Raw genomic sequence first — 23,076 nt, 5'->3', positions numbered from 1 at the left:
CAGGGGTCTAGTATCTAGAGGGTCTCTAGGCAAGATTAATTTGTTCTACCTGATAGGCAAAGTTTTTTTAAACTCCTCTTGGGCTTGGTTGTTACTTTTGGGATGTACGGGGCGCGGCACTATTTTCCGCCACTGGTGTCGCTCCAATAAGCGGTAAATTGTCGTTTTATGGACTTTGAATCCCACCAGCTTCTCGTAGGCGAGTTGAATCTCTTTGGTTGTCGCAATCTGTCCTTTGGCTGCTTTTTGCTTAAATGAGTCTATCAGTTGTTTTTCTTGTTCCCAACTCAGGTAACTGTTGCGTCTCCCTCCGCTACCTGGTCTCTTGAGCGCCTCTTCTCCTTGATTGTTGTAGCGTTGGATTACTTTATGCACGAATCCTTTAGACACGCCTACGTGTTTGGCAATATTTCTTGCCGAACGCGGGTCTACCATCCCGTTATAAATTACTAACCACCTTTGTTTCTCCCAATGTTTCTTTGCCGTTTTCAGCTTCCACTTAACCGTTTGTATCTCTAAGTGTGGGCTGGTACAGGTCACTGGGTTCATTAGTCATCCTCCCTTCAGGAAGCGCTCTGCCTCGCGCCATTGAGAGTCTTTTTGTGGAAGAGCGCTTTTCTCAAAAGCCACGTACTCTTGCAAGTCTACTATGTTTGACCGCAACTTGGTATAAGCTTCAGGCATCGGCGTTTGAGCTCACAGACGGCTCAACAAAAGAATAAGAATTGTAACCGACGGCTAAGGCTTCGGAGCTGATGTTGAATTTAAATGATGTAGGAAGATTCTTGAAGTGTCCTCTTCTCTTAAACATCGCTCTAGGTGCATTCAAATATTAAAAACAGTTATTTGTAATTGATCTAGTCAAATAATCTGCTTTGCCAGATTTTTAGATAGAATTTTCAGGCAGCCCTAGAGTGAAGTGACTCTCTTGGGTGCCCCGGCGGACTTACTTGTTGTATAACAAGCTACCTTTTGGCTTCCGATAGACCATTAAGCACAGCATTGAACAATCAATGCCTCGATTTGGATACCTAGAGGTGATGTTTTCAGCGTGAGTACGGATGAAAATTCATTCACGACTTTCAGCCGTCTCCGATATACAGCATGTAGCAGTCGGTCGATTAACTCTCTCTCTTCGTCAGGGAGTGACTCTCCTAACAAAGCCGCCATCAGCCTATAGCGGTCTGCCAAGGTAATTTTTCCAGAGTAACTGACTTGAGCGAATAACTCAGGCAGTGCATTCGGTAGGAGAGAAACTGGAGTTAACATCTGGAGTAACAACGATTCAACATCTCCGAACATACTTGCTCCTGACACGAGAAGAAAACAGCAAAATCCCCTAAATCAGAACATGGGGCCACTGATCAATCTCCGTAATTTCTCGGAACTCCTCTGGCGCAACCAATGAAAAAAGAGAGCGGGAGAGGTTGGGTAATTCCCAGATCCGAAAAAACAGACCTTTAAGGAGTTGCTCTTGTCCACCACGCTCTGCTAAAAACTAAGGAAAAAGTTGAAAAACCCTTTCCAGGGGAGGAAACTTGATCATGGCTGATGGGTTGCATCTATGTATACAGGGAGGTTAAGTATGGGCATCGAAATTTTTTACTGTAACCAAATCCCCATGTTTGATTTAGCAGAACTAGATTGGCTCATACAAACTCCTGAGCGGGACTGGGAACTCGAAGAAGAATTAGGTCAGGTAGTTTGGAGGGTAGAATACGATGCCGAACATCCCGACATGCAGTACTATAATCGCGACGAAACATGTCTCCGAGTAGGTTTTGTCGGGGTAATCTTTGAAGATGAGGCGACCTTAGATGACCGCTGTGCCATCTTCCCTAGTTATTGCACCAGCTTACTCCCTTCCGAGTTGACGTATCTTCAAAATAGCCTAGTGTTTTAGCCAGGTTGAACTCTTAAGGGAATTTAACGGGTGAGCGCACTAACTTTAACTTAGGCAAATAGGCCGTAGCTTGTTTCCCACTCATTCGGCTAGAAGGGAATATCATCTAAATCTTGTGAGTTATCTGGAGTTGGAGTGGTTGAAGTGCGAATGGCGGGGGTTTCATAAGTTGGCTCAGTCACTGAAGAAGTGTAGTCTCTCTCCAAATCGCGAGTATTAGGCATCGGCGCTGATTGCCGAGGTGACCTTAAAGGTACCACCACATTATTGGATTTTGGAGAAGAAACAGGTGCTGAAGCCTCAGAGGTTGTCGCAGGTACAGCGACATGAGGTTCAAATAAAGTATCAGCGCCCAGTTTGTAAATGCGGGAGACGGTCAATTCCGCTCGTTTTTCCTTAAACCCTTCTGATCGCTCCACGGTATTCATGCCCAATCGACCTTCGATGACGACGCGATCGCCCAGGGCATAGTTTTCCTTAATGGAATTAGCCAAATTTCCCCAACCGACCACTCTTAACCGTGCAGGTGGGTCTTCAGCCCGTTGACTGGGAAACTCGACCAGCATCTGGGCGATAGGCGTTTGGCTATCAGCCGTGTAACGAAGTTCTGGATCTTGAATGATTTGTGCCATCAAGATGCAGCTATTCATCGTGAAATCCTCCTTGGCGCTCTTGGTGATCGACCGGCTAGGCAAGAGTTCTACATGCTTTCCGAGTCAAGCTAGTTGCTAGGTGCTCAGTGGAAAGCCGTGAAACCTCTCCCCCTTAATGTACAAGTAGCAGGTCAAAAAAATAAAAGGAGTCTGCACATGTTTCAGCCTCCTCCTGATCCATCATAGAACAAGCGTACCAAAGGTGTTAATCGAGTGGTGAATTGCGGACTGGGAAAGAGTGAAAAAGGGTTGATTCAATATTCACTCTTGCTTTCTTTGGGAGCTTATCCTTCACTCTTGTGCCCAATTCCCTGGTGTATCAGGCATCCTATCGCCATGGTGGCGACAGGATAGCCAGAGAAATAGACCGTTCTATGTTGTCATCGCTTCAACTTTGGGCGGTTCTACCACACCCTGTTCGTGTTCCACAAAGTCTTGAACGTAATTACGATATTTCCTTAAACTGTCATCAACCCAATCTCGGTCATCGCTGTTGGCAAAGATGTGTACCAGGGGTTCGCCAGCATCCGGTAAAATCAACACCCAACTATCTGTTTGGTGGTTGACAATTTTCACCCCATCGATTAGCTCTAAGTTCTCATTGGGATGAGTTTCCACCAGATGGCGCATAAGGGAACCTTTCACCGTCCAAGGACAGCGCACTGTGTGGGTTTTGTGGCAAACGCGGGGGAGATCGGTACGAATTTGACCGAGCGATCGCTCCTGTATGGTTAGCATCTCAATCAACTTAGCCATACAGAACATCGCATCAAAGCCAGGATGGAGATGTGGGAAAATAAAGCCCATTTCTCCACTACCGCCCAACACAACATTAGGATTGGCTTGAGAGGCTTCCATCAACGCCGTTGGATTCGCTTTAGTCCGAATCACTTTGCCATCATGACGGCGAGCAATTTGTTCAACGGCACTCGATGCCTGTACGGGTACAACCACTGTGCCTCTGGGATTGGCGGTGAGCATGACGTTGACCATCAGCGCGGTTAAAACCTCGCCCCGAATCGGGATGCCTGATTCATCCACCAAAATCAGCTGTTCTCCATTCGCCGACACCTGTGCACCAAAATTCGCTCTCAGTGCTTCGACAACATGACCCAACTGCGCGAGCAATCCCTCCCGTTCGTGGTTTGAGAGTCCCATTTGGTTCAAACTGGCATTGAGAACAACCGCATCACAACCAAATTTTCCTAGCAATTGCGGGAGTACCGCCCCCGAAACCGAGTAACCGTAGTCAATCACGACCTTGGAACCACTGTTGCGAATTGCTTCAATATTCAGATGTCGGGTAAACCCAGTACTGTAGAGATCGTTCACTTGACTGGGGTAGCCCACATTACCAATTTCATGAATTTGCGATCGCCGCAAGTCTTCCTTGAAATAAGCCCCTTCGATTTTCTTCTCCTGCCCCTTGGAGATATTAATTCCCTGGGAGTTGAAAATTTCGATCAGAATGTAATCCGGACGGTCTGGGTGGACTCGAACGTGAATGCCCCCAACCACCGAAAGTGTGGGTATCACCAAGCGAGCAATGGGAATGGCTGTGTGTTCCAGATTCTGGACATGGACTCCCACAGACATCAATCCAGCAATTAAAGCCCGCGACACCATGCGGGAAATACTGCGTTGATCGCGGGATATCGCGACTTGGGAACCTGGTTTTAAGGTTGAGCCATAAGCCGCCCCCAACTTAACCGCAAATTCTGGAGTAATGTCAATGTTTGCCAACCCTTGAACACCGCGCTGACCAAACAGATTCCGTTGAGCCGTTTGACCCCAAATCAAATTAATATTCAATGTGGCTCCCGATTCAATCCGCTTACAAGGCCAGACGCGCACACCTGGACTGACTAATGCTTCTTCACCGATGGTAGAGAGGGGGCCAACGACGGCACCTTCCAAGACATGAGCGCGACGGTCTACCCTCGTGCCTCGGCAAATCACACAGGCACGCAGATGTACTTCCTCACCAATGATTGCGCCATTCCAGAGAATGGGACGCTTCAGATCAGCATCTGCGCCGACGGTGACATTATCACCAATCACCGTTCCCGCTTCGATCGTTACTCGTGGGCCAATACGGCAGTTGCTGCCAATCAGTGCCGGGGTTTCAATCTTGGCTGTCGGGTCAATGTAGGTATTCTGACCGACCCATAATCCTGGCTTTTGCTCAGGGTAAGCAAAGTCTAGATCCACCTGTTGGTGTAAAGCATCGTACTGGGCTTCGCGGTAGGCATCCAGGTGACCGACATCACACCAGTAACCCTCTGCAATGTAGCCATACATTGGCTCATTTTTGGCTAAGAGCAACGGAAACAAATCTTTGGAAAAGTCACATTCCTCATTAACGGGCAGGTAGTCTAAAACTGATGGTTCCAGAATGTACGTCCCGGTGTTGACCGTATCTGAAAAAATTTCACTGGTCGAAGGCTTTTCTAAAAACCGTCGAATACGCATTTCCTCGTCGGTGATCACGACCCCAAACTCAACTGGATTGGGAACGCGAGTCAGAACTAGAGTTGCTTTTGAATTCTGGCGTTTATGGAATTCAATCGCTGCGCTTAAATCAAAGTCAGTGATACTATCGCCGCTGATCACTAAAAACGTGTCATCCAGTAATTCGGCAATATTTTTGACACAACCGGCAGTCCCTAGAGGCTGGTCTTCCTCAACGGCGTAGGTCATTTGTACGCCAAAATCACTGCCGTCTTGGAAGTAGTCTCGCATGACATCGGGGAGATAGTGCAGTGTTGCTACAACCTCCGTGATGTGATGTCGCTTGAGAAGGTTGATAATGTGTTCAGCGATGGGTCGATTTAGGATCGGGACCATCGGCTTGGGAAGATCGCATGTCAGCGGCCTCAGACGTGTTCCTGAACCGCCAGCCATCAGCACTGCTCGCATAAGTCCTCCTAATTTGCGCGCTTCACGGTGTAATATCGTGAGATTCTAAGTTTTGTTACCTATTCTTAATAGTCTCCTATATCTTGAGAATTATGGTACCCCTCCACAAGATCAACTCGTCAGAAAATTAGTGACTTTTACTCTTGACAAAAATAGAACTAATGTAATATGTATTCATTTTGTTTTGAACAGTTATATATGTATATAGCTGTTTACCAATAGCTGCCTTCCTCGTTGAAGACTTAACGATCCAGTGCTACTGGTTTGAGAGTCAAGCTCTAATTAGCTCATAAATAAATAATATGTTGGGGTTGCTTTGAACATCTGGGTGACGCCGCAAGGTTCGCCTAGATAGACTAGAACTAAATTAATGCTAATTTGAGCTGTAAGGGGAATCAATTGCGTGGACTCTTCTACACCCTGAACGCGTGGCTGTAGAGGTTTCCAGATGGAAATAGGCTTGCAGCAGGGTAGCAGGCGTGAGGGAAGCGGAAATTGACGGTCAAACAGCTTTGACGCGGTGAACCTTAGTCAGTTGTTATAGGGGTTGATTGCATTATGAAACTATTTATTTTGCTGGGACTGGGAATTTACGGGTACGGCATCTGGAAGTTCTGGAAGGGGTTTGAACGAACAAACTTCTCCCGCAGTTTGCCTAACCGGGTTGCCTTGTCACTGTTGTGGCCGGCCTTGATTATTGCCAATAAGTCTTATCGCAGAAACTTTACCAAAGCCCTGAAAGGGTAAGCTGTGCCGTGACTCGTTGAGCTGGACTGATATTGCTAGACCCTAACGATCGCGCATTGGGAGGCTATTTTTTGGGTAATCGCCTCTGGCTGATTGGCGGTACGAGTGAAAGTGTTGCTTTGGCTGGCGCGATCGCCTCTCTGGGTTTGTCCTGTACGGTAACGGTGACAACAGTCTCCGCCCAGATGCTTTATCCTAAACTTCCAAGCCTCACAGTTCAAGTTGGGCGTTTGGATGTTGAGCAGTTAAATCATTTTTTCCAAGAGCAACAAATTGCGGCTATCCTCGACGCCTCTCATCCTTATGCTGTAGAAATTTCCCAAATGGCAACAAGGGCTGCGGCTCAGCGAAAAATTCCCTATCTGCGCTTTGAACGCCCAGTCGTTGACCCTCAAACTGACCATTCAAGGGTCATCAGGCTGGAAAGCTTTGAGACTCTTTTAGCTGGGGACTACCTCCTCCAACAGCGAGTACTGCTCACCGTTGGTTATAAAGCCTTACATCTATTTCAAGGGTGGCAAGATAGGTCTACCCTATTTGCCCGGATTCTACCAGCCCTCACGTCCCTGGAAGCGGCGATTGCGGCTGGATTTACTTCAGATCGGATTATTGCCATTCGTCCTCCTGTCTCCGCTGAGTTAGAAAAGTCACTCTGGCGTCACTGGGAGATTTCGCTGGTGGTAACAAAGGCTTCTGGTGTGGCTGGAGGCGAAGAGATTAAGCGAACCGTTGCCGCTGAATTGGGTATCCCTCTAGTCGTCATTGACCGTCCTGTGGTTGACTACCCTCAGCAAACCAGCGATTTTTCTTTAGCCTTGGAGTTTTGTCGCACTCATGTGAGGTAGCCGCCTCGTCTGATTGGAAAAAAACGAACTACAGAGGCGTAGAGAACGCGGAGGAAAAGAAAAGAGAGAATTTTACACGTATGTTGTTTTGATAGGTAGAGTTAACGAACAGCTACAGGTTTTGTTTAAGCCCGATATTCTGACCAACGACGTTGCTCCACAACTTCAAACAGTTTAGTGCGATCAGACATCCAGAGGTTTTGCAACTCTTGACTAAAACCAGCTAGAATCCAGGGTACTCGATTGATTATTTCAAGGAGAATTTGCTCAACGTTCTGCTTATTTCCGGGAATTTCTATCGATTCTCCTTGACGATTGATGATAATCGCAGCATAGGTTTTTCCTGTAGGAATCCCATTCGTCCGGTGTTGGGTAACTTTTTCGTAAATCCAAACAATTTGCTCCAGCTTCATGATATCTAGACCGAATCTCGTCTGTCTTAGCAGCCATGATGCTGTAATCTGTAGCGACCCCAGGGAAAATTTATTGATGTCCGATTGAACTTCCGAGTCAATTTGGGCAGCGGTGCTTTCTGGGTAATCACTTAATTTTGTTAGAGATTTACCAATGGGATGCAATTCAGGAGCAGACCGCCGTTTTAATACCTTTTGCAGATTCCCAACTCCAATCACTAAACAAGGAATTCCAACCGCTAAGCCAATATATCCAGGGAAGCGGAAATCATCCTCTTGCAGCATATAAGGAAGAAATACACCTTTTAAGTTGGGATATTCAGCTTCGGTTTTATCAATGAGTTCGCTCTGAACATTGTCTGGTATATTCACCAAGTCGCCTGTAAATTTGGTGTTATCCGCGTTCCCAACTTTTGCCTTAACTACCAGTATTTTTTGTCCGACTTTTAGGGCAACATAGTCGGCAGAGATTTCTTCACTGGTAATATTTCCCGTACTTTTGCTAACTCGCTGAGTGATTTGCTGCAACCCAGTTTTGAAGGATTTGTCTCCCTCAACTGTGAGGAAGTATTTTTCCTCTGTATCGGGATTTTGAATCGATAAGAGTGCTTGCTTGTCTATAGGAAAGGGGCCGAAGCTAAAGTTGTGCCAATATCGCGGACTCATTAGTCCTACTGCGATCGGCACCAACAACAATCCTAAATTCGTTAATAAGAGATTGCGATCGCCCCGTCGAATTTGCTTGCCAATAAAACCATCCCACATCGGAATTCTCCCTTATTTCCCAATGAACCTATCCGCTCGCTCTTGTTAGCTAACGTCTTGTATCTCTGAGTCAGGGGAACTTATGCAGTTGGGTTTCTGGAGGCGTCTCGATTCTCCTGTAATCAATCATTTACCAATACAGGATTCACTCAGAACGAGCATCGAGGTTCTTGATATTCGGGTTTTGTCCCCAAATTGCTCCAAATCGATCCGGAGGTGGTCGCCAGTTTTGGAATAAAGGAATGGTAGATGCACCCTGATTAATATCCCCAGCCCTGTTAAGGGCTGGGGATTTCTTTATTTTTGCCTCTTTGCTCAAGCGTTTGCTGGGGAGCCAACGCCCAGAAATTCCTGCACTCGCTCTAAATAAACGTCCGGCTTCTCCAGCATGGGGAAGTGAGCCGTGTCAGAAATTTCAAAATACTCAACTTTTTCATTGAGCTGAGCCGCCCGACGCCCCAGTTCTGCGGGGATAATTTTGTCATGTGTACCCGCAACTAAGAGCGTTGGCACGCTGAGTTGAGCAAACTCTTGGGGCATCACCTCAGCCGCATATTTGCTCACGGATGTCAACATTGTTCCCAACGCCGCTTTGTAATCCGCCTCTAAGAAATCCTCTAAAAAAGCACGGCTCAAAGCCACAGGCAACGGACGGTGCAAAAATCGCGCCATGAACATCGCACTGGCAAAAGGAACTCGCAAGAACCAACGGGGACGGAACTGAACAACGTACTTGCCAAATTTATGGAAGGCGGAGAAGGATTTCTCGTCGTATTCAAATATGCCACTACAGGTTAAAACCGCTCGCTCGACTCGCTCTGGATAACGGTTGAGAAATAGCACAGCAGAAGACGCCCCCATGGAGTGAGCCATGATGTAGACGCGACGTAGCTCTAGAGTATCTAGCAACGCCGCTAAATCTTCAGCGTAATCCTCCATTTCATAGAGCAACTCCTCAATTGGCTCTTGGGGTAACTTTGAGCGACCAAATCCGCGTAGATCGTAGAGCAGGCAGTCAAATTGCTCGGACAGGGTGAGCGCGGTACTTTCCCAGTACCGAGCCGAACCGCCCCAGCCATGAATGAAAACGATGACTGGCTTAGTTTGAGAGGCTGTGGGTTGGCGTATCCACTCGTAGTAGTGTTCGACGCCACGAACGTTAATCACAGGCATATTAAACGATTTAAGTAAAATAAGTCATAGGGGCGTATAGTAATACGTCCCTACAAAAATCTGCTATTAAAAATTTTCCTACGCTCTGGCTCGAATCTCCTAGCCAAATCTCCTCTTTTTTAAGCGGATTCTGGTTTCGGTAGGGAAGAGGGATGTACCAATAGTTCTGCTGTGGAGCGTTTTTCCACCATTTCCCGCGTAATCATACAGCGAGTGACATCCTTACGAGAAGGCAACTCGTACATCACGTCTAGCATCAATTCTTCCACAATGCCGCGCAATGCTCTAGCCCCCGTTTTCCGGCGGTAAGCTTCTTGCGCGATCGCCCGAATCGCATCTGGTTTAAACTCCAATTGCACGCTGTCCATCTTCAGCAGTTTTTGATACTGCTTCACCAGCGCATTGCGGGGTTCCGTCAAAATTTCCATCAACGCTTCTTCATCCAATGGGTCAACGACCGCCACCACAGGCACGCGTCCAATGAACTCTGGAATCATGCCAAACTTCACCAAGTCGTCCGGCTCTAAATGCCGTAACACATCAGCTGTGCGCTTGTCTTTGGACTGACCCTCTCCAGGTTGAATAAACCCGATGGAGCGCTTGCCAATCCGCTGCTCGACCACCTTCTCCAAACCAACAAAAGCTCCCCCGCAAATAAACAGGATGTTGCTCGTGTCAATTTGAATGCAATCTTGATAGGGATGCTTACGACCCCCCTGTGGCGGTACATTGGCAACCGTCCCTTCTAACATCTTGAGCAAAGCTTGCTGGACGCCTTCCCCAGAAACATCCCTGGTAATGGAAGGGTTTTCACTTTTACGAGCAATCTTGTCTATTTCATCGATATAGATAATCCCACGCTGAGCTTCCTCCACATCGAGGTCTGCCACTTGCAGCAGCCGCAGTAAGATATTCTCGACATCTTCCCCGACATAGCCGGCTTCCGTCAGCGTCGTGGCATCGGCGACCGCAAAAGGTACATCCAATACACTCGCTAACGTCTGAGCCAGAAGGGTTTTCCCGCAACCGGTCGGCCCCATCAGGAGAATATTGGACTTTTGCAGCTCTACCACATCCTCCAACCCCGCCTTGCCAGTGCCCTTAGACTGAATAAAGCTCAGGCGCTTGTAGTGGTTATAGACGGCAACCGAGAGAACTTTCTTGGCGTCGTCTTGACCAATAACATGCTCATCCAAGTACTTTTTCAATTCCCTGGGTTTGGGAATTTGATTCAACGAGAGACCCGAAGCACGAGCGCGACGCTTCTGCGGGGGTTCTTTGGGGGGTACGGGTTGGGGAGCTGGCCCACTCGAGTCGAGCAACTCCTCATCTAGAATTTCGTTACACAGGTCAACGCATTCATCGCAGATATAAACTCCTGGCCCTGCAATTAGCTTACGCACCTGCTCCTGAGACTTGCCGCAAAACGAACATTTTAGATGGGAGTCGTATTTAGACATATGAAGCCTCTTACTTGATAGGAGTGACAGCTGCTTCCGACTTGGGAAGATTCTGCCTGGTGATGACCTGATCGATCAAACCATAGTCTTTCGCCTCAGCCGCTGACATAAAGAAGTCGCGCTCAGTATCTGCTTCGATTTTTTCGAGCGACTGACCCGTATGATGAGCCAGTAACTGGTTCAGCGTCCGCTTATGGTAAAGAATTTCTCTAGCTTGGATTTCAATATCTATCGCCTGTCCCTGTGCACCACCCAAAGGTTGGTGAATCATGATTCTGGAATTGGGCAGAGCCATCCGTTTACCGGGCGCTCCGGCGGTCAGGAGAAATGCTCCCATGCTGGCAGCTAAGCCGAAGCATATGGTAACAACATCTGGACGAATTTGCTGCATGGTGTCATACATCGCCATCCCTGCTGTTACTGAACCACCGGGCGAGTTGATGTAGAGTTGAATATCTTTTTCGGGATCTTCGGCATCTAAAAACAGGAGTTGGGCAATAATGGAGTCAGCGACAGTATCGTCTACCTGCGTCCCCAAAAACACGATGCGCTCTCTTAAGAGCCGTGAGTAGATGTCAAAAGCGCGTTCCCCTATACCGGACTGCTCTACCACCATCGGGACGACGTTGCTAGGGCCAAGAGAGCCAATGTCAAAGGAACTTAAGCTCGTGAACTGGTAGCCGTTGGACTGAGATTGCAGCATAGAACAGACGTTAAAGCATTTTAGTTAGCCGTGGTGCTATCTTGCCCCTGCATAAAAGGGGGAATATAACAACTATTCTTCTAGTGATCATTATGCCTCAATTGGCAGACGACTGACGGTCTGAGGCATTGGATTTGGGCTTGGGGATCGGGAGAGATAGCCCTCCCATCCTCCATCTTTTCTCTATTCAGCGGGTTCGGCTTGTACGTCAATCGTCTGGGACGCGGCCTCAATTTCCGGTTCTTGAGCGACCGACGCTGTTGGAGACTCAATTTGAGTTTCTTCTCCTTCTGTTTCTTCTGTTTCTGCTGGCGTCAAGGAACCTTTGGGTACCAATTCAATCGTGGCGTGTTCTTCGAGCCACTTAATCGCTTTCTCTTTAATTAAATCGGATTCAACGACCTCCCGCAGTCGCTTGGGATCGACATCTTGTCCAGAAAGCTGTTCCAAGACTTCTTTGGATTTGGCTTCAATCTCTTCGGGTGTAACCGTGAGAGATTCCCGTTTCGCAATTTCCTGAAGAGCCAGGGATTGCTTGAGGCGGACAACGGCATCGGGGCGCGATCGCTCTTTGAGCTGTGGTAGTGTTTCGGCATTAAACAGCTTGCGTACATCCATCCCATAGCTTTCCATCTGGATCGCCGTTTGGGTCAAAAGAGTTTGGACTTCCTGCTCAATCATCGTCTCCGGCAGATCAATCTCCACTTTCTCTAGGAGTGCCTCTAATAAAGCTTGCTCCTTACTCGTCGCTGTTTCTCGATCCGCTTTTTCCTGAAACTGCTTTTCTAAGGATTCCCGTAGTTCTGCCAGCGTTTCTTTTTCGCTAACTTCTTGAGCAAAGTCGTCATCTAACTCTGGTAACTCTTTTTCCTTGAGTTCTTTCAGGGTGATGGTAAAAAGGGCCGGCTTGCTGGCTAAATCTTCTCGCGGGTAATCTTCCGGAAAAGTGAGTTCGACTTCTTTGGTTTCTCCAGGGTTCATGCCCACTATCCCGTTAACGATCCCCTCCAAAAACCGTCCTTCTCCGAGTTCAATTTGAAAGTCGGTGGCTTGAGCCCCTGAGATTTCTGTGGCTTCTTCTCCCTCGCCCGTATATCGACCACTGTAATCCACCACCGCCACATCTCCCAGCTGAGCAGGGCGTGATTCTACGGGGATGAGAGTGGCTTGCTCGACGCGACGCTGTTCTAAGAACTGCTCCACCGCCTCTGGCTCAGGCTGAGTCTCCTCGGCTTTAACACTCAATCCACTGTACTCTCCTAAGTTAATTTGGGGTGGGACATCAACAGATGCCGAAAACGTTAGTGGTTGTCCCGGCTGAAATCGACTAATTAATTCCTCATAAGTGGAGGTGAGCTGGTAGTTTCCCAGAGCCTTGATCGATTCTTGCTCAATCGCTTGTTTTAGACCATCTTGAACCAAATCTTCGAGCGCGGCTTCTTTAATTCGTTGGTGTCCCAGCCGTTGTAGCAAAATTTGACGGGGTACCTTGCCTTTGCGAAACCCAGGAATGTTGGCAGAACGTGAGAGGTTTTGCACGACCTTTTCGTAGGCTTGTTTGGTCGTTTCGGCGGGAATTTCAATCTCCAGACCGATCTGGCTCTTGGGGAGCGGTTCCTGAGTAACTTTCATGGACGCTTTCGTTTCAGACAACTGTTATATAGATTTTGTAAGGAATTAGGGCGGATATTTCAATAGATGCTTAAGCAACCAAGTCCTTTAAGGGTGAAGGCGGGTCTCTCGTGGTATCCTAGTTCCATCCAACCCGTTAAGTATAAGCATCAACCGTTTTTCCTTTGCGATTGCCCCTTTGGGACACCGCCAAGGGTGATCGTCTTTAAGACAACGCTCTAGGCAGTGCTTGTAGTTTCCGTATCTGATGATAGTACATAGGAGCGGGTATTAGCGTTAGCATGACGCATAGATTCAGCCGAACGTAGCGAACTTTACTTTGAGCGCCAAAGCGACTATAAGTAGCTACTCAATCGGGGTCTAGAGCATAAGTCGAACTATTAAGCCAAGTCTAGCCGATCGCGTAGCATCAGCCTAGACTATAAGGAATCACAGCTATTCCTTTCACGGCAGGCGAAGGGGTCTTGGGGTGTAACCGACTCAAGGGTGAAGGCTCTCTTCAGGCCAATAGCTCTGACTATCCCTCAGATGATAGAGTGAGAAACCGGACTCAAGCGTGTTAAGACAGGTAATAGCAATTTATTAAATTTCATGCCATTTTTAAAACGACGGTGCGCTAGAACGAAACCAAGTTATTAATGTAAGAGTATCCAGTAAACTTAAAAAAAATTAACGACCTATAAAGCCTCAATCCAGTCCGTGTGACAAGTATCTCTTTATTAAGTTATTAAGCTCTTTATTAAGGTGGAGGAAATTCATTTGTCTAATCCAATTCGCGTGGCTATTTTAGGCGCGACGGGTGCAGTAGGCACAGAATTACTGGAATTACTGCAAAGCCGAAACTTCCCACTTGCTGAGTTAAAGCTTTTAGCCTCACCCCGCTCGGCTGGGCGTACCCTGTCCTTCCAGGGAGAAGAACTGTTAGTAGAGCCTGTATCCGAGCAATCGTTTGAGAATATCGATGTAGTTTTAGCCTCTGCCGGAGGGTCAACGTCGAAAGCTTGGGCGGCCAAAGCTGTTGAGCGCGGCGCGGTCGTGATTGACAACTCTAGTGCCTTTCGCATGAATCCAGAGGTGCCCCTGGTCATTCCAGAGGTGAATCCTGATGCCGCAGCGATGCATCAAGGCATTATCGCCAACCCTAACTGCACAACGATTTTGATGGCCGTGGCGGTTTGGCCGTTGCATCAAGTTCAGCCCGTGCAACGAATTGTTGCTGCCACGTATCAATCGGCGAGTGGGGCTGGGATGAGAGCCATGGAAGAACTCAAGACCCAGGCGCAAGCCATTTTGCACGGGGAAACCCCGATCACAGAAAGCTTTCCTTACCCATTAGCCTTTAATCTATTCCCGCACAACACGCCGCTGAATGAGCAGGGGTACTGCGAGGAAGAGATGAAGATGGTCAACGAAACGCGCAAGATTTTTAATGCGCCCCAGCTCAGAGTTAGCGCGACTTGTGTACGGGTTCCTGTACTTCGTGCCCACTCAGAAGCGATTAATCTAGAGTTTGCACAACCCATGTCAGTCGCCAAGGCAAGAGAGGTGCTTGCCAATGCCCCTGGAGTGCAACTGGTGGAAGACTGGCAAGCCAATTACTTCCCAATGCCGATTGATGCCTCAGGTCGTGATGAAGTTCTAGTGGGTCGAATTCGTCAAGACCTTTCTCATCCCTGCGGTTTGGAACTTTGGCTGTGTGGCGACCAAATTCGTAAGGGTGCTGCCCTGAACGCGGTACAAATTGCGGAATTGTTGGTTGCGCGAAATTTACTTCGATCGGCAACAACAACAGTGACTCATTAACAAACTGGCAAGTTGAGGGATTGAAAGTTGCTAGGGTGGCAAGTTGAAAGTTCCAAATTGAAGAAATTAATCTTCAACCCTATAACCTTCAACCTTCAACCGTCTAACTGACACTTATGGCAACGGCTACGCCGAGCAAACCTTTGACCAAGGAGGAATAAAAAAAGGGTGGTCAATTTTGGACGTGTACTAACGGCGATGCTCACGCCCTTCAAGGAAGATGGCAGCGTCAATTATGAAGTCGCTGAGCAATTAGCCGCTCATTTAGTGAACAATGGCACAGATACCCTTGTCGTTTGCGGGACTACGGGGGAATCTCCAACCCTCACTTGGGATGAAGAGTACCAGTTATTTCAAGTGATACAGAAAGCCGTAGCCGGAAAAGCTAACGTTATGGCGGGAACTGGGTCAAATTCGACTCAAGAAGCCATTGCCGCGACGCAAAAAGCCGCTAAAATAGGGCTAGATGGATCGTTACAAGTCGTTCCTTACTACAACAAGCCACCACAGTCAGGACTGTATCATCATTTTCAGGCGATCGCGCAAGCCTGTCCTGACCTTCCCTTGATGCTTTACAATGTTCCGAGCCGCACCGGTCAAAATCTCCAACCGGAGACCGTTGCCCGCTTAGCCGAAATCCCCAACATTGTGGCACTCAAAGAAGCCAGTGGTAATCTCGACCAGGCCAGTCAAATTCGGCGTTTGACACCACCTGATTTTGCCCTTTACTCTGGAGATGATTCCTTTACCCTAGCCATGCTGGCAATTGGAGGCACTGGAGTTGTCAGTGTTGCCAGTCATTTAGTGGGTCAAGATCTGCAACAGATGATCCAATCGTTTGAAGCGGGGAAAATCGTTAGAGCAAGGGAAATTCATCTAAAACTTTTCCCCTTATTTAAAGTCTTGTTCTGCACGACCAACCCGATCCCTCTCAAAGCAGCGCTGAAACTGCAAGGGTGGGACGTAGGTTCCTCACGTCCTCCTCTATGTGACCTGTCAACTGAGTTTAAAGAAGAGTTAGAAAAAGTTCTGATTGAACTTGCTTTGCTTTAAAAAGCTCGGATATTACTATCTACAAAATTTTCACCATAACCCCATAAACGGAATAAATCTTACCTATGAATGGTTCTTAATAGTCTTAATAGTCCCTATCTTCCCCCGATTCAAAGACTCAAGGATAGGGGACACATAAAAAAAGAACCCATGTGGTTCAGGCATCATCTCCTCTATTCGTAGTGAGACTAGATAGATCATTGGTCGCAGACGAGGGATGGAAAAGTTTTGCATGATGCCGACTGCTTGGCGTCACCATAGATTGTTATCTACCAACTCACTGTTTTTTGAGTTTTGAACGATTTTGAATTCCGTAAACAAAGATAAACGCATACCTCAAAGGAGGCAAATGACTAACAATAAAAAATCTGCATCAGCCTTAAAAATTATTCCCCTGGGCGGATTGCATGAGATTGGCAAAAACACCTGTATTTTAGAGATCAACGATGAAATTATCCTTGTAGATGCAGGGATTGCTTTTCCCAACGATGAAATGCACGGGGTGAATATTGTTCTCCCCGATATGACCTATCTGCGGGAAAATCGCCACAAAATTAAAGGGATGATTGTCACCCACGGTCATGAAGACCATATCGGCGGCATTCCCTATCACCTCAAGCAATTTGATATTCCCGTCATTCATGGGCCACGTCTAGCCATGGCGTTGCTGCAAGGCAAACTGGAAGAAGCGGGAGTCGCCAATCGCACAGTATTGAAGACGGTTAGTCCCCGTGACATGGTACGAGTTGGCACTTCCTTCGTGGTTGAATTTATTCGCAATACCCACTCCATGGCGGATAGCTTTACCATTGCCATCCACACCCCTCTCGGTGTCGTGATTCATACGGGAGATTTCAAAATTGACCATACACCCGTGGATGGCGAATTCTTTGATTTCCAAAGATTGGCAGAACACGGTGAGAAAGGGGTACTCTGCTTACTGAGTGATTCAACCAATGCTGAAGTCCCAGGACACACCCCTTCAGAAAGTGCAGTTTATCCCAATCTCGACCGTGTTTTTGCTCAAGCACCTGGACGGGTACTGATCACAACCTTTGCCTCGTCAGTTCACCGAGTGAATATCATTTTGCAACTCGCACAGAAACACAAACGGGTTGTTTCGGTTGTCGGGCGCTCGATGCTGAATGTGATCGCCCATGCTCGGAATCTGGGTTACATTAAATGCCCAGATAACTTGTTTGAGCCATTACATGCCGTTAGCAACTTACCTCCCGAAAAGGTAGTGATTCTGACAACCGGTTCTCAGGGTGAACCGATGGCGGCAATGACGCGAATTGCCAATGGCGAACACCGACAAATTAAAATCAAGCAGGGCGATACGGTGGTATTCTCCGCTAACCCCATTCCTGGCAATACCATTGCTGTGGTCAATACCATCGATAAGCTGATGATCCAGGGAGCCAATGTCATCTATGGTCGGGACAAGGGAATCCATGTTTCCGGGCACGGTGCACAGGAAGACCAGAAGCTGATGTTATCCCTAACTCGACCAAAATTCTTTGTGCCAGTTCACGGCGAGCATCGGATGCTGGTGCAACATGCCAAGATGGCTCATGCGATGGGTATCCCCACAGAAAATACGGTCGTGATCAACAACGGGGATATCGTAGAAGTAACAGAAAATAGCATTGGAGTCGCAGGCAAGGTGCCGTCTGGGATTGAACTGGTTGATCGATGCGGCATTGTCCATGACAACGTACTCAAAGAACGGCAGCAACTGGCAGAAGATGGTGTTGTTACTGTCGCGGCAGCCGTAGACTGGGAGGGCAAACTGCTCGCCAAGCCAGAAATCCACCTACGGGGGGTTGTCTCGCTGGTTGAGAAATCCCTGTTGGAACAGTTGGTGATTAAGGCCATTGAACGGACATTAACTGAGCGCTGGACAGACTTTGCCAAGTCCTTCGAGGGTAGCGAGTTGGATATCGACTGGGCAGGCTTGCAAGTGCAAATTGAGAATGACTTACGCCGCTTAGCCCGACGTGAGCTTCAGAGTCATCCCCTTGTGGTCTTCTTGCTCCAAGCTCCGGAGGAACCCCCGGTCAAGGTCACGGGGCGACGCCGACGCTCAACGGCTAGGGTGGCTTCCTAGTCTCACTGAGAGATAAGATTAACCCCTTCTCAACAGCCAGGGGTGACCGAGGCTTTAGGAAAAAATGAAGATTTGTAAAGAATCTAGAAAACTGGCTTGAGTCAGGTTCCCTCTGTTCCTCTCTCCTACAGCCCGGTCTACTACAGGACGCGTTTGCTCAGACTGATTTTGTCCAGGAAGAAATATCCCCTGGCAAAGTCAGTCTTTTGTTTTATGATGTTCACTACACAGATCGGTTATCCTGTTAAGTGATGTTACTGAGACTCTCAATCTAACTTCACAGAAGTTCCGTGAAATTACCAAGGTAATTACCTTGTGTTTCAGTAACCATATCAATAACCAGCCCGATCACTTTAAAAGTTTAGATAGATACGTCATTCATTTCCGCCCTGATCAATTAGGTTTTTTTACTTACTCGAACGACTGTTATTCGTTCAGTGCATCTAATCAATTTGGCTTTAAGATAAGCTGCTGATTCAGTAGCTATATTGACCCCAGCCACCTTGACCGAGGGTCAGACCACCCAGAACCGTGACACCTGTAATAGTTACAAACAAGCGTTTGACTCTTTTAGGCGACATGTCCGTCCCTGCTAGAGTATGGCAATTCACCCAAGAGGGTACCGGAATTTATCCGGTATTGGATGCTGAGCGGTTGTAGGTAAATTACAGGCGATCCAGTTCGCTTTTCCCAAGCACAGGAAAGGAACTATGAATGTATCCGAGCATACAGCAAAAAATCTGACCATTACAAGTTGGGTTTGGACGCAGCCAGCTAAAACTTCTTCTGAGCCAACCACCTCGACAAATTTCCCCAAAGCCAAGAAAACCTTTGACCTGCTTCACCCTGTACGGCAGTGGCTTGAGAGCCTTGATGTCAACAGCCCTGAAATGGCACATCGACTGTGCCAACTCATCCCAGCACAGTGTCCCTTTGAACGTGAGATCAAACTATTTGGTCGTACTCTGTTCCATATTCCGCCCATGTGCAAGCTGAATCCGTTGTATGAGGAAGTTGTCGCATTGCGCTTTCGGGCTTTGTGTTACCTCGCCGATGAATGTGGTGAAGATATCTCCGCTTACTGTTAAAATTCCAGTTCAAGGATTTTAGTGGAGGGCGTCGGGAAACCGTGCATCTGTAAGACATCATGGCCATCATTGCCCTGAAAGCCTGGTATCTCCAGCAATATGAACCGATTAAAGAACTGGAGAAACGCCCTCACGACTTGCGTCTGAGCAAAAATAGCTTGCTCAAGTCAGGTTTAAGAGCTGACTTTTTAGACGATAGCCAGGATGTGAAACACTCCCTTTGGTTTGGGCGGTACTTGGAAGGGGAAACCGTCGAATTCTATATCGAAGGCAGTGGTGGTTATGCGATTTCCAACATTGACTTGATTTCTCACGAGATTTACTTCACAAAGCTTGAGGTGATGGCGCAACTGGAACCCATCATTTTTTTGAGCTACCAAAATGAGTACAACGCTTCTAATGAGGCGCTGCGTAATGCCCTCTCGAAGACTCTGGAAACCTTTAACCAGCGCTCTCGCTTACCCCTCACACTGGAAGAATCCCGACGACCTGCCGGTGAACCTATGCGCTTAAGCAGCACCCAAATGCGTAAAATCCGCAAAAGTCTGCTGTTTGTTGCCGATGGGACATCCGTGGCTCAGATAGATGGAGAAAAAACTCCTCTATTAATTCCCAGTCCTCATGTTTGTGTGGAGATGGGCTACGCCTTAACCGCCAAGCGCACCGAACAAATTTTGCTGGTACAGATGGAACGACAAGACTTACCCGGACAATTCCCCTTTGACTTGCCCAGTTACCAGCAGTTGTTGTTTAAACAGGCCAAAGATTTACAACATACTCTGCCGTCGGTGCTGGAAACTTTGCTGCAACGGTATAATTTATTGTCTTGAAGATGTGATTTTCCGCCGCCCGGTCGCTGATAATAATTGGGTTACGGATTAAGGATTGTTTTCCATGCCCAGAACCCCAGATGAGTACGCCGTATACATCTTTTTGTCAAGTGGTCACCGGGAAGAAGTGCGTTTCGCAACGATTCAAGAGTTTCAAAAGTGGTACAGTGGCGAACTAATGCCCAAAGCCACCTCTCAAGACTTCATCAACGTGCCGATCAAAAATATCCAGGGTGAGTACATGGTGCTGCGTCCCTCTAGCGTTACAGCGATTCGCGTGGAACCGGTTTACGCTGGAAGCGTCGAACGCTATTAGTCGGGGTCAAGGGTTAGGGGTCAGGGATCTATTGACCCATGACCAATGACTAGCGGTTTGGCAATTTTTGGTGAGTATGGGAAAAATAATAACTTGGCTCTCCCTAACTGTAGGGATGGCTTTCTTGAGTGCGAATGGTTTAGCCCTCGCCGATGCGCCGCAGCAACCCGTTAACCCGAAAGTGGGTCAGGAAAATGTAGCCCAGCAACCTGTTAATCCAGATGCGGGTCGAGTCAATGTGCCACTACGACCCGTAAACCTGGATGAGAGTCAGGTCAATCTGGGTGCATTGGGTTTAGACGATCAGTTGTGGGGGAGTGCGGGTCAACCGGGGGATCGGCAAGCGCTGTTGAAGTCGCTCGACAACAGCTTACGTTTTTTGGCTTCAGCCAAGGCGGCTGAGGCTTACCGGAAGTATCCGGTACCCGAAATAACACGCGATCGCGTCCGTCGCTCCCTCGTGCGTTTCCGCCAACTCGTTCTCAATTCCCGCTCTCCTGCACAGCTGCAAGCGGCGGTCAAGCGCGAGTTTGTTTTTTACAAGTCTGTCGGGAGAGACGAGCAGGGGACAGTCCTGTTTACGGGATATTTTGAACCGATTTATGCGGCGAGTCGGAGGCGGAGTGCCGAGTATCGCTACCCCCTCTACAAACTGCCTACTAACTTCCCAAGGTGGAAGACACCTCACCCGACCCGTGCTGAGTTAGAAGGGGAAGATGGTTTAGGGACCAACAGCCAACTCAGAGGGGGCGAACTGGTCTGGTTGCGCGATCGCTTAGAGGCGTTTCTCGTTCAAGTCCAGGGTTCCGCCCGTCTTCAACTCCCCGACGGCAAGCAAATGACAGTCGGTTATGCAGGCAAGACCGATTACCCCTATGTCAGCATCGGGCGAGAATTGGTTAAAGATGGCAAATTGCCCTTGGAGGGATTGACACTACAGGTTCTGATCGATTATTTTCGCGCCAATCCGCCTGAACTAAGTCAATATTTACCTCGCAATCAAAGCTTTGTTTTCTTCAGAGAAACCTACGGGGCACCCGCAATGGGTAGTGTTGGCGTACCAGTAACCCCAGAGCGCTCGATTGCGACGGATAAATCCCTAATGCCACCGGGAGCCTTAGCGCTGATTAATGCCCCCATCCCTTACTCCAACCCCATGAATCAGCTCGAAACTCGGATGGTGAATCGCTACGTACTCGATCAGGATACGGGCAGTGCGATTCAGGGAGCCGGTCGCGTTGATATCTTTATGGGAACAGGGCCAAAAGCAGGCGATCGCGCCGGGGCGATTAACGGAACAGGAGAACTTTATTACTTGTTGCTCAAAAAATAAAAATGAGTTTTAGCCACCACTCCTGGTCTTGACGCATGATTTCAATGTGCCGAATAAATTCTCGAAAATAGAATCGGCGCTCGGCTTCCGATAAATCATTCCAAAATTGGGGAATGGAAACAGCTTGGGCGATCGCTTGTAAATTTACAGGGGGTAGTGCGGCGAGTCGGGATCGCAGTTGGGAAATTTCTGCCCGGAGTTTGTAGGCACGTAAATCAGCCGTTTCTGTATCGAGGACACCCGTTGCGGTTAAGGCTGGGAGTTGTGCTAATATTTCCTCATTTTGGGCGATTTGAAGGTTGAGCGATTGTTTTACCCCATCCAAGCTAGGGGTATTCATACTAGCGACGGCACGAGGTAACTCTTGACATATTGACTGAATTGTGAATAAAAGAATTTTTTCGTAAGCGATCGCACGGCACTTGGGACGCTTGGGGCAGCTAATCGGACGTAGGTAGAGGTATTCTTTGTCAGTGCGAGGTCTTGTGACACTGGTCACCGTCATGTGAGACTGGCACTCCCCGCAGACGACTAAACCCGCCAAAGAGCGAGGGGCGCTGGCGGTACGGGGGGGAAGTCGGCGGTTGCGACGCAGTAAGCGGTCTATCTGGGCGGCTTCTTCTCGGTTGAGAATGGGGTTATGGGCATCAGAAATTACCTCACCATTGTGATAACCCAAATCACCTCGATAGATGGGGTTGGTTAGCCAACGCCACCCTGTGGACACCGAAATTTTTTTATTGTACTTTTTTTCTAGATATCGCACGGCTCCCCGCAACGAGCCATATAAGAGAAACTGTTCAAAAAAATCTTTGACGACAGGGGCTGTAGAACGATCAATGATGTAGCGATCTTTCCCGCGCCGATAGCCATAGGGTGCTTTCCCAGGAGGTGGGAGAGCTTTTAGGCGATTCCGGGCGTGTCCTTGACGAATACGACGGCTACATTGGTCGTTTTGAATTTCACTCAGGATTTTGAATAAATTTGCCCGAATATTCGGAATATCGCTAGTGGTAAGTTGGGAAGAGTTGTAGGATTGTTCTGTGGCAATGACTTCGATACCCAGAGATTCGAGTTGAGTGAGGCGATCGCTAACTTCCTCTATGGTGTCTCCCAGTGCATCTAAGCGCTGGATTAATAAGTAATTTGCGGGTTCGACGTGACAATCCGCCAACAACTGCTGCAATTGCTGACGTCCTCCCAAATCTTGATAGACCCGATCCACCTCAAATCCCCAAATCGTTGGGTTCGCTGGGGATTCAAGGAGGGGGTCACTGTAAAGGTAGGCAACAATTTTCATGCAATCGCGATCGCATCCCGTAGGGGTGTA

The 23,076-nt window shown here is 48.0% G+C and carries 20 protein-coding genes; 10 read left to right on the top strand and 10 right to left on the bottom strand.

Going from position 1 to position 23,076, the window contains the following annotated elements; genetic code table 11:
* Positions 1 to 45: 45 nt before the first annotated feature.
* The gene (locus tag NDI48_02535; GenBank protein ID MEP0830078.1) at positions 46 to 549 is read right to left on the bottom strand and encodes a winged helix-turn-helix domain-containing protein; all 504 of its coding nucleotides are present in this window, start codon (positions 547 to 549) and stop codon (positions 46 to 48) included.
* A 441-nt stretch (positions 550 to 990) separates the two neighbouring features.
* Complete coding sequence (locus NDI48_02530; GenBank protein MEP0830077.1) at positions 991 to 1,269, bottom strand: hypothetical protein; 279 nt, start codon at positions 1,267 to 1,269, stop codon at positions 991 to 993.
* 316 nt (positions 1,270 to 1,585) lie between these two features.
* On the opposite strand from NDI48_02530, the gene NDI48_02525 reads away from it, so the two are divergent.
* Complete coding sequence (locus NDI48_02525; GenBank protein MEP0830076.1) at positions 1,586 to 1,903, top strand: hypothetical protein; 318 nt, start codon at positions 1,586 to 1,588, stop codon at positions 1,901 to 1,903.
* 89 nt (positions 1,904 to 1,992) lie between these two features.
* Here the strand turns inward: NDI48_02525 and NDI48_02520 are convergent, their stop codons facing one another.
* On the bottom strand, positions 1,993 to 2,553 hold the full coding sequence (locus tag NDI48_02520; protein ID MEP0830075.1) for a single-stranded DNA-binding protein: 561 nt from the start codon (positions 2,551 to 2,553) through the stop codon (positions 1,993 to 1,995).
* Positions 2,554 to 2,928: 375 nt separating this feature from the next.
* Positions 2,929 to 5,475 carry a mannose-1-phosphate guanyltransferase gene (locus NDI48_02515; GenBank protein MEP0830074.1) on the bottom strand — a complete coding sequence of 849 codons (2,547 nt, stop codon included), beginning with the start codon at positions 5,473 to 5,475 and terminating at the stop codon, positions 2,929 to 2,931.
* Between the two features lie 558 nt (positions 5,476 to 6,033).
* On the opposite strand from NDI48_02515, the gene NDI48_02510 reads away from it, so the two are divergent.
* Both NDI48_02510 and NDI48_02505 read left to right on the top strand, forming a co-directional pair.
* Complete coding sequence (locus NDI48_02510; protein MEP0830073.1) at positions 6,034 to 6,222, top strand: hypothetical protein; 189 nt, start codon at positions 6,034 to 6,036, stop codon at positions 6,220 to 6,222.
* A 32-nt stretch (positions 6,223 to 6,254) separates the two neighbouring features.
* On the top strand, positions 6,255 to 7,067 hold the full coding sequence (locus NDI48_02505) for a cobalt-precorrin-6A reductase (GenBank protein ID MEP0830072.1): 813 nt from the start codon (positions 6,255 to 6,257) through the stop codon (positions 7,065 to 7,067).
* 125 nt (positions 7,068 to 7,192) lie between these two features.
* On the opposite strand, the gene NDI48_02500 is transcribed toward NDI48_02505, so the two are convergent.
* The 5 genes from NDI48_02500 to tig all read right to left on the bottom strand — a co-directional run bounded on the left by NDI48_02500 (position 7,193) and on the right by tig (position 13,213).
* The gene (locus NDI48_02500; protein ID MEP0830071.1) at positions 7,193 to 8,245 is read right to left on the bottom strand and encodes a hypothetical protein; all 1,053 of its coding nucleotides are present in this window, start codon (positions 8,243 to 8,245) and stop codon (positions 7,193 to 7,195) included.
* A 315-nt stretch (positions 8,246 to 8,560) separates the two neighbouring features.
* On the bottom strand, positions 8,561 to 9,418 hold the full coding sequence (locus NDI48_02495; GenBank protein ID MEP0830070.1) for an alpha/beta hydrolase: 858 nt from the start codon (positions 9,416 to 9,418) through the stop codon (positions 8,561 to 8,563).
* Positions 9,419 to 9,537: 119 nt separating this feature from the next.
* Positions 9,538 to 10,878 (bottom strand): ATP-dependent protease ATP-binding subunit ClpX, encoded by a 1,341-nt coding sequence (clpX, locus tag NDI48_02490; GenBank protein MEP0830069.1) that lies wholly within the window; start codon positions 10,876 to 10,878, stop codon positions 9,538 to 9,540.
* Between the two features lie 10 nt (positions 10,879 to 10,888).
* Positions 10,889 to 11,494, bottom strand: coding sequence for an ATP-dependent Clp endopeptidase proteolytic subunit ClpP (gene clpP, locus NDI48_02485; GenBank protein ID MEP0830068.1), 606 nt, complete (start codon positions 11,492 to 11,494; stop codon positions 10,889 to 10,891).
* Between the two features lie 270 nt (positions 11,495 to 11,764).
* Positions 11,765 to 13,213, bottom strand: a complete 1,449-nt coding sequence (gene tig / locus NDI48_02480) for a trigger factor (protein MEP0830067.1) — start codon at positions 13,211 to 13,213, stop codon at positions 11,765 to 11,767.
* Positions 13,214 to 13,972: 759 nt separating this feature from the next.
* Between tig and NDI48_02475 the strand changes: the two genes are divergently transcribed.
* The 7 genes from NDI48_02475 to NDI48_02445 all read left to right on the top strand — a co-directional run bounded on the left by NDI48_02475 (position 13,973) and on the right by NDI48_02445 (position 21,746).
* Entirely contained in the window at positions 13,973 to 15,016 is a 1,044-nt protein-coding gene (locus tag NDI48_02475; protein ID MEP0830066.1) for an aspartate-semialdehyde dehydrogenase, read from the top strand.
* A 168-nt stretch (positions 15,017 to 15,184) separates the two neighbouring features.
* Positions 15,185 to 16,069 (top strand): 4-hydroxy-tetrahydrodipicolinate synthase, encoded by an 885-nt coding sequence (gene dapA / locus NDI48_02470; protein MEP0830065.1) that lies wholly within the window; start codon positions 15,185 to 15,187, stop codon positions 16,067 to 16,069.
* 349 nt (positions 16,070 to 16,418) lie between these two features.
* Positions 16,419 to 18,179 carry a ribonuclease J gene (locus tag NDI48_02465; protein ID MEP0830064.1) on the top strand — a complete coding sequence of 587 codons (1,761 nt, stop codon included), beginning with the start codon at positions 16,419 to 16,421 and terminating at the stop codon, positions 18,177 to 18,179.
* Positions 18,180 to 18,889: 710 nt separating this feature from the next.
* A complete protein-coding gene (locus tag NDI48_02460; GenBank protein MEP0830063.1) occupies positions 18,890 to 19,267 on the top strand; it encodes a Mo-dependent nitrogenase C-terminal domain-containing protein in 378 nt (125 codons plus the stop codon).
* A gap of 59 nt (positions 19,268 to 19,326) precedes the next feature.
* Positions 19,327 to 20,097: a hypothetical protein gene (locus NDI48_02455; protein ID MEP0830062.1), complete on the top strand. Its 771-nt coding sequence runs from the start codon at positions 19,327 to 19,329 to the stop codon at positions 20,095 to 20,097.
* A gap of 64 nt (positions 20,098 to 20,161) precedes the next feature.
* Positions 20,162 to 20,413, top strand: coding sequence for a hypothetical protein (locus tag NDI48_02450; GenBank protein MEP0830061.1), 252 nt, complete (start codon positions 20,162 to 20,164; stop codon positions 20,411 to 20,413).
* 76 nt (positions 20,414 to 20,489) lie between these two features.
* Positions 20,490 to 21,746 carry a murein transglycosylase A gene (locus NDI48_02445; GenBank protein ID MEP0830060.1) on the top strand — a complete coding sequence of 419 codons (1,257 nt, stop codon included), beginning with the start codon at positions 20,490 to 20,492 and terminating at the stop codon, positions 21,744 to 21,746.
* Here the strand turns inward: NDI48_02445 and NDI48_02440 are convergent.
* Entirely contained in the window at positions 21,736 to 23,046 is a 1,311-nt protein-coding gene (locus tag NDI48_02440) for a recombinase family protein (protein MEP0830059.1), read from the bottom strand. The two genes, NDI48_02445 and NDI48_02440, sit on opposite strands and share 11 nt — an antisense overlap.
* Positions 23,047 to 23,076 lie beyond the last annotated feature (30 nt).

The sequence above is a fragment of the Microcoleus sp. AS-A8 genome, from assembly GCA_039962225.1.
Classification (GTDB): domain Bacteria; phylum Cyanobacteriota; class Cyanobacteriia; order Cyanobacteriales; family Coleofasciculaceae; genus Allocoleopsis.
The sequence above is the reverse complement of the archived record's forward strand: the minus strand, read 5'-3'. Positions and strand labels throughout refer to the sequence as shown.